Here is a 14,255-nt window from a genome sequence, read left to right on the forward strand (position 1 = left end):
AGATTCTTTAGATCATATAATACGGTTATATTTTACTACGATTAGTAACAAATAGTCAAGGTGGTTGAAAAAATTTTTTAGTATGCTATGAGGCTGATTTGTATAATTATATCGGGCAGGATGTCCGCACCACAAGATTTAGTCCGGGTATTTATTCTACATTGATCGTCAAAACTTGCTCATTTTCGCGTATATATGTGTAATTTGGGTTAATAAACAAAACCCAACAAAATCTTAGAAATGTTGGGTTTCACTTTGTTCTACCCAACCTACAATTATCTTTAACTGAAATCTATCGGTTTTAAGTCAATTTACTGATTTTAACAAAACAAAAAAAGGCAGATTATACAGAGTCTGCAATTTTTATTCAAGATTCCGATTGCAATATTATCGAACTGAGTCAATTTATGGAACAATGATTTTATTCTCCATGACAACAGTTAAAATAGTTGCAGATTTGTATATGATTTTAGTGACCATATATTAGTTTTCAATAATACTAATATATATTTGTTGTTTGCTATTGTCCTCGTCCTGGTTTGCAGTCTGCGAAACCTAATGCTTCGCTATCTAGGAAACTAGCGATCGCCATTTCAATAATAGCTTCTACTGGATAGTCAATTTCAGCAGCACGAGCAATTAAAGCTACTCTGATTTTTTCTGGTAAGCGTTCTAAGATAATTTTAGCATCAGTAGCGGAAAGTTGCTCTAAAAGTTCTACTTGCATAATGTTACTACTCACTTGGTATTTGAACGTTGTAAGGAGGTTCAGTAGCTCTGAGAATAATTGCTTCTAACTCCAATAATAGCCCAGGATTTTCCCAATGAGAAATTGCTTGTACTGCAATACGCACATCTTCGTCTCTATATTTATCTAGCCATGCCCATAAAAAAGCTTTGTGACCTCCACTGAAACGACTACGTAGATTTTGTGCTTTACCAATGTAAAGTAATCCTTCCGTTTTGTGTCTAATAGCGTAAATACCAGGACTTCGAGATATGTTATCAAACCTGCGGTTTAAGGGTTGACATTGCTCAAAGGGAGTAAAAGCTATTGCATCTAATATTACTTGAGCCTGAATTTTTAGATCAGATTCTTTTGCGGACATAAAAACAATTAGGGTAATTCCACAAGAATTATTCCACAGTTTAACGTTATAATAAGTAGTGGTACAAAATAAATTGCATATTTAGGAAAGGAAATGTCAAAATTGATAATGATTTAATAAAAAATATAGGTCGTATTTCTTTATATATTTTTAATCAATTACATAAGTTCTAATTTGACAGATAAAATTGTACTATATTTTTAACAAAAAATGCAAATTACACAGAGTCTTCACACTGCTATCCTAATTACTGATTTAGAACGTTCCGAATATTTCTATAGCCAGATATTAGGATTAAATAAAATAGAACGTCCTTTAAAATATCCCGGTGTCTGGTATCAAATTGGTAATTATCAACTGCATCTGATTGTTGCACCTACTGTACCAACTGATAAGCAACAGGAAAAATGGGGGCAAAATCCTCATATTGCTTTTTCTGTGGTTGATTTGCAGGTTGTGAAAGATGAGTTAATCACTAAAAACTATCCTTTCCAAGCTAGTGCTTCTGGTCGCGCGGCGATTTTTATTAAAGATCCAGATAGAAATATTATTGAACTTAGTCAACAATGAGATTATTCTCCATGACAAAAGTTAAAATGGGTAGATTGTGAAAAGATAAATAGCAAATGTTTTGGGCTGATAAAATCGCTGCTGATGCAGTAGGCTACCAGGTAGTTAATGATTCTAAGACTCCATCAGGAAGAGTACACGTTGGATCTTTGCGGGGTGTGGTTATCCATGATGTGATTTACCGGGCATTGAAACACGCAGGTAAGCCCGTTAAGTTCTTGTATGGTGTGGATGACTATGACGCACTGGATACAGTTCCAAAATACTTAGATCAGGAAAAGTTTTCTCCTTATTTGGGCTTTCCGCTGTGTAATGTGCCTTCTCCTGGTGATGATGCTAGTGATTATGCTAAATATTTCATTGGTGAATTTTTTGAAGTTTTCGAGTATTTAGGAATTAAACCAGAAACTTATTTTCTCCGCGATTTATATCGTTCTGGAAAACTTAATTCCTATATTGACACTTTCTTAAAAAATGCCCATTTGGCGAGAGAAGCTTATAAGGAAGTAAGCAAAGCTGACCGTCCAAATAACTGGTATCCTTTTCAAGTTATTTGTGAAAATTGCGGTAAGATTGCCACAACTGTCACGACAGATTATAACGGTTCAGAAGTATTTTACACCTGCAAACCTGATGCAACTGATTATGTAAAAGGTTGTGGACATTCTGGCTGGGTTTCTCCTTTTAATGGTAATGGTAAATTACCTTGGAAAGTTGAATGGGTGGCTAAGTGGGATGTGTTGGGTGTAACTATTGAAATGGCGGGGAAGGATCATTCTCAAAAAGGTGGTTCTCGTGATGTTGCTAATGCGATTAGTCGCAAGGTTTTACAAAAGCAACCTCCTTTCCATTCTCCCTATGAATTTATTCTGGTAAATGGGACAAAGATGAGTTCTTCTAAGGGAGTTGGTTCGAGTGCTGAAGAAATTGCGGCTTTACTTCCACCGGAATTACTACGCTTTTTAATGTTGCGAACTCAGCCAAGAACTGTAATTAATTTCGCGCCAAATTATGAAACTACTACTCGTTTATTTAGAGATTACGATACTTTAATCAACAAGTATTCTAAATCTCCTGAATTAACGGAGGAATTAATGCCGTTATTTTACGCCCAGCTAGGGGATGAAGTTAAAACTTTCCAACCTTTTGATTTTAGTACCCTGATTTCTTTGTTGCAAGTTCCGCGTTTAAATATTCAGGATGAGGTTGTCCAACGTAGTTTACAGCCTTTAACTGAGTATGATCAGGAAATTATTAATCAAAGAATTGCTGCTGCACAATTGTGGTTACAAGATTATGCAGATGAGGAAGAAAAGTTAGTTCTGTATTTGGAACAAGTTCCTGATAAAGCTAATGATTTGAACTCTGAACAAGTTGCTTATTTGCAAAAGTTGATGGAGAATTTGCAAAATATTCCTAATTGGGAAGCTGAGGAATTACAAACTATAATTTTCTCGACTACTAAGGAGTTAGGGATTCAACAACCAATTGCTTTTAAGGCTTTGTATCTATCTTTTTTAAATAAAGAAAAGGGTCCAAAAGCTGGTGGTTTGTTGTCTTATCTGGAGAAGTCTTTTGTGATTTCCAGGTTGCAAGATATTGTGGCTTTGAATGCTGGTAAGGAAAAACTAGAAGTTTAAATTATTCTTGTTCCCTGTCTCTGGCAGGGAATACGGTTTATGAGGCTCTGCCTCTAGATTATCAGAAGTCAGAGCCTTCTAGATTGCATTCCCAGGTAGAAGCTGGGAACGAGGAAACGAGGAAACGAGGAATAACCATTAAATCCCTCGACGAAATTCTTTGATTGCTTCTAAGAGGATGTTTTAAAAGTTTTTAATGTGTAAACAGACCCCTCTCCAAACCTCTCCCCTACCAGGGGAGAGGCTTTAAAACCCCCATTCCCTTGTAGGGAAGGGGGGAAGGGGGGTTAGGTTTTTGGAGATTATGGGTTTCATATAATACTTTTCAAACAACCTCTAAGGTGCGTCAGATGTCAAAATCTATTTATGGCTGGCTAAGTTATCGAGTCTGACGCACCCTACGATATTTTGGTTTTGGTAATTTCACCGTTTAGCTAATTCAGGAGTTTTTCCTTTTAAGCCAATCATTAATTTCAGGGCGAATATTTTAACCATGGGAACTCGCTGCATAATCCATAGACCCAAACGGCGAATTATGACTATTGGTAAGAAGTTGTTGGAAAAAACTCGATCTAATAAATCGGTGAAACCTAATATTGCGAGGTTTTCTTTTTTTCTCCAACTTTCATATTGCTTGAGAATGGAAATATTGCCAATATCTTGACGATGTTTATGTGCTGTTTGGATAATTTCAGCTAATGCGGCTGCGTCACGAATCCCCAAATTTAAACCTTGTCCACCGACGGGATGACAATTATGGGCGGCATCACCAATTAATGCTAATCTAGGGAGAACATAGCGATCGCTCTGCATTAACTGTACCTGAAAAATAAATCTGTCTCCCAATAATTCCAATTTCCCCATTTGCTGACCATAGCGTTTAGTTAGTTCCGCTAAAAATTCCTGATCATTCAACGCACACAAAGCTTTTGCTTCTTCATGGGGCGCAGTCCAAACAATGCGACAACGGTTTCCCGGTAAAGGTAAAATGGCAAAGGGACCACTAGACCAAAACTTTTCGTAAGCGGTGTTATTGTGAGATTTTTCTGGTTTCACAAAGGCCACAATACATGATTGCCAATATTTCCAACCTTTAGTTTTAATGCCCGCAGCTTGACGAATGGGAGATTTTGAACCATCAGCAGCGACTAACAATTTACTGCGAATTATCCGATTTTCGTCGGCAATTTTGATATTAATAGTAACTATATCTCTTTCATTTTGCGTACTTAATACTTCCGCTGGACACAAGATAGTTACATTTGGACAACTTTGCACAAATTCCTGTAACGGTTCTAACAGTGCATAATGTTCCGCTACAAAACCTAACTCTGGTGTCCCTAAATCAGCAGTTTGGAAATTGACTACATCGGGATAATCAGCATCAGAGAGACGAACTTGGTTATATTTGGCAACATTAGGGAGAATTTTATCCCATAAACCAATTCCTTGGAAAATTTGTGCGGACAGCATATGTACAGCATAAGCCTGTCCTTTAGCCACTGCGGCTGATGCCACTCTAGCTTCAATAAGGAGGATATTTAAACCAGAGTCTTTCAAAGCAGCGGCTAAGGTTAAACCGACAATTCCACCACCGACTATAACCAAATCATAATCATATCCCCAGTAGGTTTCTGTGGGGGTGTGGGGAGAGGAAAGAGTGGGGGTAAGCTGGGAGAGGGACATTGTGAAGATAAATTACATAGTTTTAATTATTATTGTGACGCATAATCTGGCATTAATTCCCGCATAGCTTGGATTTCACTGCTGGTTATTTGCATAGCTGATTGATATTTCTGACTGGGTGGTGTCAAAATTAACTACATTATGGAAAGGCTTTAGTCATTAAAAAAAGATAAAATACCCCAAATACATACAAAAAGTTTGTACTTTTATAAAGTATAGTTAAGAAAAAGATCAATAAATCTAGGATCAATAGGCTTATTTCTTCACCTATTGCGCCTAGATCCGGTTAAAGTTTCTTTCTAAACTAAAAAGTACCATTTTCCTGTGCCAACAACTAAGTTAGCATTCAGAATCAAAGCGACGATGTACAATTCCCAGTTGAAGAGGCAAATAAAGGCGTGGGTCAGTATCAATCTGATGAATTAAAGCAGTATAATCCAGAAGCGTTGCCCTGGGCAAGCGCGGCTACCAGTCGTCACTTTCGCTACCGTCCCTGGTTAGTATGGGGGCGACTACTGAGAATAATCTGGTCTTTTGCCGGATTTATATTCAGTCTCAAGTGGGACGACTGGCAAGACGAGGTAGAGGAAAATCAAGGGAAACGCGCTACCCAGTTGCGAACCCTACTTACCGATCTGGGTCCGACATTTATTAAAGTTGGTCAAGCCCTCTCGACTCGTCCCGACTTAATCCGCAAGGATTTCTTAGCAGAACTAATCAAGTTACAAGACCAGTTACCACCTTTTGATAATGATCTGGCATATCAGATTATTGAAACAGAATTAAATCGCTCAATTAGCGAAATCTTTCGGGAACTTTCCCCTCAACCCGTAGCAGCGGCTAGTTTGGGTCAAGTCTACCGGGGTCGCTTACTCAGTGGTGAAGAAGTGGCAGTCAAGGTACAACGCCCCAATTTACGCCCGTTACTGACAAAAGACCTGTATCTCATGCGTTGGGTTGCCAGTTGGCTTGCTCCCTGGCTACCGCTGAATCTCGGTCATGATTTAACTTTGATTGTGGACGAGTTTGGTACAAAGTTATTTGAGGAAATTGATTACATCAATGAAGGTCACAATGCGGAAAAGTTTGCCCATAATTTCCGTAATGACCCCCAGGTAAAAATTCCCAGTATTTACTGGAATTATACCAGCACTCATGTTTTAACCCTAGAATGGATTAATGGCTTTAAACTCACAGATACTCAGAATATTCAATCTGTAGGTTTAGACCCAGAAGCCATCATTCAAATAGGTGTAACTACTGGTTTACAACAACTATTAGAGCATGGTTTTTTCCATGCCGATCCTCATCCTGGGAATTTGTTCGCTATGGCCGATGGTCGCATGGCTTACATTGATTTTGGTATGATGGATCAATTAGAGGAAACCACTAAGGAGAATTTAGTTGATGCTTTAGTGCATTTGGTAAATAAGGATTACGCTGATTTAGCGGCAGATTTTGTCAAATTGGGCTTTTTGGCAGCGAATACTAATATTGCCCCTATTGTGCCGGCATTAGAAGCGGTATTAGGAAATGCTATTGGTAAAAATGTCCAAGATTTCAACTTCAAAACCATTACCGATGAGTTTTCGGAATTGATGTATGAATATCCTTTCCGTGTACCGGCAAAGTTTGCTTTAATTATTCGTTCTTTGGTGACACAAGAAGGAATTGCGCTGAGTCTAAACCCCAATTTCAAAATTGTGGAAGTTGGTTATCCCTATATCGCCCGACGATTATTAACTGGGGAATCTCCCGCATTAAGGCGACGGCTATTGAATGTGTTGTTTAAAGATGGTAAATTTCAGTGGCAAAGGTTAGAAAATCTGATTACTATTGCTCGCACTGATAGCAATTTCGATGTTTTACCAACAGCGAAGATGGGTTTGGAATTCATCCTTTCCGAAGAGGGTAAATTTCTCCGTCGTCAGTTGGTTTTAGCTATCACTGAAGATGACCGTTTGCACACAGAAGAAGTCCAAAGTTTGTGGGATTTAGTCAAGGACGATTTACCCCCAAATCGTTTACTAAATGTCGCCATTAGCCTGTTAACAGAGTTCTCTAGAGAAGGTGTAGCAGCTATTTTAGCTAAATAATCTGTTACCAAATAAAAATGAATTTTAATAACAACCAGGAGTTTTAATGTACTATTACCCTCTGCAACCACCCTACTTTTTACTATTAGTTGGTTTTCTCACGGCTTTCACTTCTGGGTTAGCTTTATCTGGAACATTGAAGGTAATTGTCCAACAATGGCCACAGGATAAGTCTCCTAAAGAAAAGACTAATACCCGTTCTTTTTATAAACAATTATTAGTACCATTTATTGGTATTACTGGTGGTTCTTGCTTATTTCTTTGTTCTGGTTTTGAGATATTTGGGTTTCCTTTAGGAATGGCTTTAAGTATCGGTTTACCTATGAGTCTGCTAACTTGTTTCTTTATTTGGCGGCAGTTGGGAGGTTTGCTAGATTATGTTAAAAGCGAAGGAATGCAGTCTTTGGATTTAGATTCTTGGTCTTAGTAAGATTATCTTGTCTGAATCAGGATGTCCATGATTCAAAGATTAACAGGATGGAAAAATACATTGTCTGAATCAGGATGTCCATGATTCAAAGATTAACAGGATGGAAAAATACATTGTCTGAATCAGGATGTCCATGATTCAAAGATTAACAGGATAAAGAAATTAAATTCATTGTCTGAATCAGGATTTCCAGGATTAAAGGATTTACAGGATGGAGAAAATAGGTATCTTATTACCAATCACCAATTACCAATCACCAATTACCAACTAGATAACTAGCAACTTACTATTACTGATGATAGTTTTTGAGGAGAAAAAGCTAATGCAGATAATCCGTTTACCGGTACTTTCAGATAATTATATATTTTTACTGCATGATCCAGTGCGGAATATTGCGGCTGTTGTTGATCCTGCGGAAGCACAACCAGTTTTAGAGGAATTGACGAAACTCAAGGCTGATTTAGTAGCAATTTTTAATACTCATCATCATGGCGATCATGTGGCTGGAAATACGGGGTTGATGAAGGAATTTCCCGATGTGAAAGTTTATGGAGGTGCGGAAGATCGGGGGAGAATTCCGGGACAACAGGTGTTTTTGCAGGAAGGCGATCGCATCCAATTTAGCGATCGCACTGCTAATATATTCTTTGTACCTGGACATACTCGCGCTCACATTGCCTACTATTTCCCCCCAGCAAGTCCAGGAGAGCCTGGAGAATTGTTTTGTGGTGATACATTGTTTGCGGGAGGTTGTGGTCGTTTATTTGAAGGTACACCGGGGCAAATGGTAGATTCTTTAACTAAACTCCGGGCTTTACCTGATCATACTCGCGTCTGGTGCGCCCATGAATACACTTTAAGCAATTTGCGTTTTGCGGTGACTGTGGATGCTGAAAATGCAGATTTACAAAAACGCTACCAAGATGTTAAAGCTCAACGGGATGGGAATGAAGCGACAGTTCCATCAATACTAGGAGTGGAAAAACTCACAAATCCTTTTTTACGTTGGGAAGAACCATCTCTACAAGCAATAGCGAAAAGTAAAGAAGGAGTCCAAACCTTTGCCCGGATTCGAGGGATGAAGGATAATTTTTAGTCAGTTGTCAGTTGTCAGTGGTTAAGAATTTTCTGGTTATCTTCTTTGTGTGTCCCTTCTCAACTCCTTTTTTGATATTTCTGACATTTGGTATTGCGATCGCTCCCCAAACTTCGCTAGAATCTTGAGGCTGTGGGTATGTTCAAAGTCGCTGAGGATCAAGCTACAATTTTGTGAGCCACTCTGATGACACCCAAATAACGAAGATTTTACCAAGAAAAGCGAAAAACAATGGCGAAACGTGTGCAATTAGTTTTAACAAAAGATGTTACCAAGCTGGGAAAACTCGGTGATTTGGTAGAAGTAGCTCCCGGTTATGCTCGTAACTACCTCATCCCCCAGAGTTTAGCCGCTCGTGCTACACCCGGTCTGCTCAAACAAGTGGAACGCCGACGCGAGAAAGAATATCAAAGACAATTAGAACTCAAACAACAAGCAACTGAGCAAAAAACAGCTTTAGAAAATATTGCTGGTTTAAAAATTGCCAAGCAAGTTGGTGAAAATGAGGCTATTTTCGGTACAGTTACTACTCAAGATGTTGCAGATGCAATTCAAGCAGTAGCTAGTCTAGAAATAGATCGTCGTGGGATCACTATTCCCGATATTAGCCAATTGGGTACTTACAAAGCTGAAATTAAACTCCATTCTGAAGTAACAGCAGTAATTAACATTGAAGTCGTCTCTAACTAACGGTGACTTAATTAATCACCACAGATGATATATCTGTGGTTATCAATATTTTCCTATCGGTTTTGGATGATTAGGTAAAAATCCAAAATCGCTAAAATTTAAAATTCTATGGCTGAAGAACTAAGTTTTCAAGGTGATGGTAGTAATCGCGTCCCACCTCAAAACATCGAAGCAGAAGAAGCGATTCTAGGAGGTATTCTACTAGATCCAGAGGCAATTGGTCGAGTGAGCGATCGCCTAGTTCCGGAAGCATTTTATATTAGCGCCCATACAACCATCTATCAAGCCGCCCTGCGTCTCCATACCCAGCAAAAACCCACAGACTTACTTTCTATAACTAGTTGGTTGACAGACAATGATCAATTAACACAAATTGGTGGCAGAAATAAATTAGCAACATTAGTAGACCGGACAGTTTCTGCCGTCAATATTGATGCCTTAGCAGGGTTAGTCATGGAAAAATACCTGCGTCGGCAATTAATTAAAGCCGGGAATGAAATTGTTCATCTTGGTTTTGAAACAGAAACAGAATTACCAATTGTTCTTGATAGTGCCGAACAAAAAGTTTTTAACGTCACCCAACAAAAAACCCAATCGGGATTGGTTCATATTGGTGACACTTTAATTAATACTTTTCAAGATATTGAAACTCGTCATCAAGGCATTGCTTTACCGGGGATACCTTGTGGTTTCTATGATTTAGATGCCATGACTAGCGGTTTTCAGCGTTCTGATTTAATTATCGTTGCTGGGAGGCCGTCAATGGGAAAATGCCTCAGCCATGATTCAGAAATCGTCTTAGCAGATGGACAAATTGCGACAATTGAAGAACTATATCAGCAACGTCAAGGTTCATTATTAACCTTAAATGATGATTGGAAATTTACCTTTACCCAACCATCTGCATTTGTAGATGATGGAATTAAACCAGTTTTCCGCGTCACAACTCGATTAGGTCGGGTAATTGAAACCACAATCACTCACCCATTTTTAACTATTAAAGGCTGGCAAAGATTAGAAAATTTGCAAGTTGGAAATAAGATTGCCATCCCTCGTAAAATAGATGTGTTTGGGACAGAAACTATCCGCGAGTGTGAAGTCAAATTATTAGGTTATTTAATTGGTGATGGTGGTTTAACTAATAGCACTCCTAGATTTACAAACAGCAACCCATTATTGCAAACAGATTTTTCTGAAGCAGTAACTGAATTTGGTGGTTTATCAGTACGATGGGAAGATTCCCAAGGACAACGGACACCTTCATTATGTGTTCGTGGAGATTTAGAATTGATTGCCACTCAAAGACAGCTTTTCGCGGAAAGGCTCAAAATTGCTATTAGTTCTCGTTCATTAACTGCTAAAAAATTGAGCAATGAACTAGGAGTAACGCCATCTTTACTTTGTATGTGGCAAAAAGGAGAATGTGTACCAAATTATGACACTTTTGAGTTATTATGTAAAACTCTGGAAATTAAGTCAGAAGAATTTGCACCTCATGGATTCGCTAGTATCAGTAAATCGAGTAAAAATGCTTTGACAGTTTGGTTAGAAAAATTAGGTTTATGGGGCAAAGATGCTCATACTAAAACTGTCCCAAATATTGTATTTAAATTAGAAAAATCACAATTATCCTTATTCCTAAATCGTCTCTTTGCCACTGACGGCTGGGCTACCCTACTCAATAGTGGTCAATCACAATTAGGTTATGGTACAGTCAGCGAAAAACTAGCAAGACAAATTCAACATCTGTTATTAAGATTTGGTATTATTGCTGCTTTGAAAAAAAGGTCTGTAAAATATAATAATACCCGCAGACCAGCATGGCAATTAGATATTACTGATGCCATATCTATCAAAAACTTCATTGCAGAAATTGGCATTTTTGGCAAAGAAGCAGCATTAGCAAAAGTTACAGAAGCAATATCTCAAAAAAGATATCAAACCAATCGTGACTTGATACCTGTAGAAATTTGGGAACAGATAGCAGTAGCTAAAGGTAGCGAAACTTGGAGTAGTTTAGCTCAACGGGCTGGGATTAAAAGCTATACAAATATTCATGTCGGTAAACGGGCATTAAAAAGGGAAAGATTATGGATTTTAGCCACGGCTTTAGACAATTTACCACTTCAGCAATTAGCAAATAGTGATGTATATTGGGATGAAATTATTTCTATTGAATCAGTTGGTAACAAACAAGTTTATGATTTAACAATTCCCGAAACACACAACTTTATTGCTAATGATATTTGTGTTCACAATACCGCCTTTTGTCTTAACCTCGCTCATAATATTGCTGCTGGTTATAAACTACCGGTGGCTGTTTTTAGTTTAGAAATGTCCAAAGAACAGCTAGTACAAAGACTATTAGCTAGTGAAGCCGGAATTGAAAGCAGTTATTTAAGAAGTGGCCGGATTAGTCAAACCCAATGGGAACCTTTAAGCCGTGCCATTGATAAACTCTCAGACACGCCAATTTTTATTGATGATACGTCAAATATTACAGTCACACAAATGCGAAGTCAAGCGCGACGACTGCAAGCCGAACAAAATGGAAATTTAGGATTAATAGTCATTGATTACTTGCAATTAATGGAAGGTGCAGGTGATAATCGTGTGCAAGAATTATCAAGAATTACCCGTTCTTTAAAAGGTTTAGCAAGAGAATTATCTGTACCCATAATTGCTTTATCACAGTTAAGTCGTGGAGTAGAAGCAAGAACTAATAAACGCCCAATGTTATCTGATTTGAGAGAATCGGGTTGTTTAGCAGGAGATACTTTAGTAACATTAGCTGATAGTGGAATACAAATACCAATTAAAGAATTAGTAGGTAAATTTGGTTTTGCAGTTTGGGCATTAAATGAAAAAACAATGCAATTAGAAAAAGCAATTGTGAGTAATGCCTTTTCCACAGGCATGAAATCGGTATTTACCTTAACAACTCGATTAGGTCGAAAAATTCGTGCTACTGGTAATCATAAATTTTTAACTATTAATGGTTGGAAAAGATTAGATGAATTAGATTTGAATCAACAATTAATTGCCCTTGCCAACAGTGATGTATACTGGGATGAAATTGTTTCAATTATACCTGATGGAGAAGAAGAAGTATTTGATTTAACAGTTGATAAATTACATAATTTTATTGCTAATAATATTATTGTTCATAACTCAATTGAACAAGATGCGGATATAGTAATGATGTTATACCGCGATGAATATTATTCACCAGATACCCCAGAGAGGGGAGTTACAGAAGTAATCATAGCTAAACATCGGAACGGACCAACAGGAACAATTAAACTATTATTTGATCCACAATTTACAAAGTTTAAAAATCTCGCTAAACCAAATAATAATTGGTAATATGTTAAAAAAAAATTATGCCAGTTTGATATTACTATTTATTTCTATTAATATTGGTAGTATTCAAAAAATAGCCCAAGCCCAAACACCTGTTACACCAGTTACTACTACTAAACAAATTTGTCCTGCTCAATTATCATCTGCTATTAATACTATTATCAATCATCCTCAATTTAGTCGAGTCCGTTGGGGGATTTTAGTTAAACCATTATCATCAGAAAAAATTCTTTATAGTCAAGATTCTCAAAAATATTTTATTTCTGCTTCTAATATGAAGCTATTTACTACCGCAGCAGCATTACAAAAATTGGGGGCAGATTTTCGGATTCGTACCTCTATTTATGATGAAGGTAATGGTGTTTTGCGTGTAGTGGGAAGGGGAGATCCTAGTTTCAAAAATGCTCAATTAACAATATTATCGAAACAACTATATCAACAGGGAATTCGGCAAATTAATCAGTTAATTGCTGATGATAGTTATTTTCAAGGTGAAGTAGTTAATTCCAGTTGGGAATGGGAAGATATACAGGCTGATTATGGCGCACCTGTTAATAGTCTAATTGTCAATGAAAATGCTTCTATTTTAACTTCTTTACCCCAAACTATTGGACAACCATTAAAGATTCAATGGAATGATCCTACAGAAACATATCACTGGAAAGTTGAAAATAATTCCGTCACTACTGAAGCCGATAAACCCAGTTTTGTAGAAGTAAATCGTGACTTAAAAGGACAAATTCTGCGAATCAAAGGACAATTGGCTATAAATTCCCAGCCAGAGATTACAGGTTTAGCCGTATTTGATCCAGTTGCTAATTTTATCAGACAATTTCGCCAAAATTTAGCTAAAGAGGGAATTACAGTTAAAGAAACTCTGAGTAGTAATCTGAGTAAAAATGACAAAGAAATAGCCGCAGTAGAATCTCCACCTTTATCGGAATTATTACTAGAGACAAATGTGAATAGTAATAATTTATATGCTGAGGCTTTACTCAGAAGTTTAGCTATTAAGAAACCAGAAGAAAAAAATCAAAATACGGCTGATGTCGGATTACAAGTTGTCAGAGAAACTTTAACTCAATTAGGAGTTGCACCAGCAGGTTATGTCATTGTAGATGGTTCTGGTTTATCTCGGAAAAATTTAACGACTCCAGCAGCGTTGGTACAACTTTTACAAGGAATTGATAAATCACCTCAAGCAGCAGTTTTTCGGGCTTCTTTACCTATTTCTGGTGTCAAAGGTAGTCTAAAAAATCGGTTTCTTAATACTGCGGCTGCGGGAATAGTGCAAGCAAAAACAGGTTCAATGACAGGAATTTCTGCTTTATCTGGATATATGAACGCACCCAATTATGAACCCTTGGTTTTTAGTATTATGGTAAATCAATCTGAACAACCGGGGAAAGTCATGAGAACAGCAATAGATGAAATTGTAGTTTTATTATCTGAATTAAAGCGGTGTTAAAATAATTGAGTTGAGTAAATGACAGGACTTAAGCAAAATATCTCTCAAACCCCCATTTCTCTGTGTTCTCTGTGCCTCTGTGGTTCGTTATTCCATGACTTACTTAT

At 37.5% G+C, this 14,255-nt stretch carries 11 protein-coding genes; 8 read left to right on the forward strand and 3 right to left on the reverse strand.

Annotated elements, in window-relative coordinates; translation table 11 throughout:
* Window positions 1-520: 520 nt before the first annotated feature.
* Window positions 521-727 carry a hypothetical protein gene (locus tag ANA_RS05780; RefSeq protein ID WP_015079117.1) on the reverse strand — a complete coding sequence of 69 codons (207 nt, stop codon included), beginning with the start codon at window positions 725-727 and terminating at the stop codon, window positions 521-523.
* 7 nt (window positions 728-734) lie between these two features.
* A complete protein-coding gene (locus ANA_RS05785) occupies window positions 735-1,109 on the reverse strand; it encodes a GIY-YIG nuclease family protein (protein WP_015079118.1) in 375 nt (124 codons plus the stop codon).
* A gap of 210 nt (window positions 1,110-1,319) precedes the next feature.
* Between ANA_RS05785 and ANA_RS05790 the strand changes: the two genes are divergently transcribed.
* Both ANA_RS05790 and lysS read left to right on the forward strand, forming a co-directional pair.
* Window positions 1,320-1,679 carry a VOC family protein gene (locus tag ANA_RS05790; RefSeq protein WP_015079119.1) on the forward strand — a complete coding sequence of 120 codons (360 nt, stop codon included), beginning with the start codon at window positions 1,320-1,322 and terminating at the stop codon, window positions 1,677-1,679.
* Window positions 1,680-1,735: 56 nt separating this feature from the next.
* Window positions 1,736-3,319, forward strand: a complete 1,584-nt coding sequence (gene lysS / locus ANA_RS05795; RefSeq protein WP_015079120.1) for a lysine--tRNA ligase — start codon at window positions 1,736-1,738, stop codon at window positions 3,317-3,319.
* 423 nt (window positions 3,320-3,742) lie between these two features.
* Here lysS and ANA_RS05800 read toward each other — a convergent pair whose 3' ends face one another.
* On the reverse strand, window positions 3,743-5,005 hold the full coding sequence (locus tag ANA_RS05800) for an FAD-dependent hydroxylase (RefSeq protein WP_015079121.1): 1,263 nt from the start codon (window positions 5,003-5,005) through the stop codon (window positions 3,743-3,745).
* A gap of 398 nt (window positions 5,006-5,403) precedes the next feature.
* Between ANA_RS05800 and ANA_RS05805 the strand changes: the two genes are divergently transcribed.
* The 6 genes from ANA_RS05805 to dacB all read left to right on the forward strand — a co-directional run bounded on the left by ANA_RS05805 (window position 5,404) and on the right by dacB (window position 14,148).
* Window positions 5,404-7,101, forward strand: a complete 1,698-nt coding sequence (locus ANA_RS05805) for an ABC1 kinase family protein (RefSeq protein WP_015079122.1) — start codon at window positions 5,404-5,406, stop codon at window positions 7,099-7,101.
* 46 nt (window positions 7,102-7,147) lie between these two features.
* Complete coding sequence (locus ANA_RS05810; RefSeq protein WP_015079123.1) at window positions 7,148-7,528, forward strand: hypothetical protein; 381 nt, start codon at window positions 7,148-7,150, stop codon at window positions 7,526-7,528.
* Between the two features lie 325 nt (window positions 7,529-7,853).
* Window positions 7,854-8,627 carry a hydroxyacylglutathione hydrolase gene (gene gloB / locus ANA_RS05815; RefSeq protein WP_015079124.1) on the forward strand — a complete coding sequence of 258 codons (774 nt, stop codon included), beginning with the start codon at window positions 7,854-7,856 and terminating at the stop codon, window positions 8,625-8,627.
* 231 nt (window positions 8,628-8,858) lie between these two features.
* Entirely contained in the window at window positions 8,859-9,317 is a 459-nt protein-coding gene (rplI, locus tag ANA_RS05820; protein WP_015079125.1) for a 50S ribosomal protein L9, read from the forward strand.
* Between the two features lie 108 nt (window positions 9,318-9,425).
* The gene (dnaB, locus tag ANA_RS05825) at window positions 9,426-12,683 is read left to right on the forward strand and encodes a replicative DNA helicase (RefSeq protein ID WP_015079126.1); all 3,258 of its coding nucleotides are present in this window, start codon (window positions 9,426-9,428) and stop codon (window positions 12,681-12,683) included.
* A 1-nt stretch (window position 12,684) separates the two neighbouring features.
* Window positions 12,685-14,148 carry a D-alanyl-D-alanine carboxypeptidase/D-alanyl-D-alanine endopeptidase gene (gene dacB / locus ANA_RS05830; protein WP_015079127.1) on the forward strand — a complete coding sequence of 488 codons (1,464 nt, stop codon included), beginning with the start codon at window positions 12,685-12,687 and terminating at the stop codon, window positions 14,146-14,148.
* Window positions 14,149-14,255 lie beyond the last annotated feature (107 nt).

Source organism: Anabaena sp. 90 (genome assembly GCF_000312705.1).
In the GTDB taxonomy this organism is placed as follows: domain Bacteria; phylum Cyanobacteriota; class Cyanobacteriia; order Cyanobacteriales; family Nostocaceae; genus Dolichospermum; species Dolichospermum lemmermannii.

Coding starts and splice junctions, on each gene's coding strand:
- ANA_RS05780 (WP_015079117.1), bottom strand. CDS start 727: ATGCAAGTAGAACTTTTAGAGCAACTTTCCGCTACTGATGCTAAAATT.
- ANA_RS05785 (WP_015079118.1), bottom strand. CDS start 1,109: ATGTCCGCAAAAGAATCTGATCTAAAAATTCAGGCTCAAGTAATATTA.
- ANA_RS05790 (WP_015079119.1), top strand. CDS start 1,320: ATGCAAATTACACAGAGTCTTCACACTGCTATCCTAATTACTGATTTA.
- lysS (WP_015079120.1), top strand. CDS start 1,736: ATGTTTTGGGCTGATAAAATCGCTGCTGATGCAGTAGGCTACCAGGTA.
- ANA_RS05800 (WP_015079121.1), bottom strand. CDS start 5,005: ATGTCCCTCTCCCAGCTTACCCCCACTCTTTCCTCTCCCCACACCCCC.
- ANA_RS05810 (WP_015079123.1), top strand. CDS start 7,148: ATGTACTATTACCCTCTGCAACCACCCTACTTTTTACTATTAGTTGGT.
- gloB (WP_015079124.1), top strand. CDS start 7,854: ATGCAGATAATCCGTTTACCGGTACTTTCAGATAATTATATATTTTTA.
- rplI (WP_015079125.1), top strand. CDS start 8,859: ATGGCGAAACGTGTGCAATTAGTTTTAACAAAAGATGTTACCAAGCTG.
- dnaB (WP_015079126.1), top strand. CDS start 9,426: ATGGCTGAAGAACTAAGTTTTCAAGGTGATGGTAGTAATCGCGTCCCA.
- dacB (WP_015079127.1), top strand. CDS start 12,685: ATGTTAAAAAAAAATTATGCCAGTTTGATATTACTATTTATTTCTATT.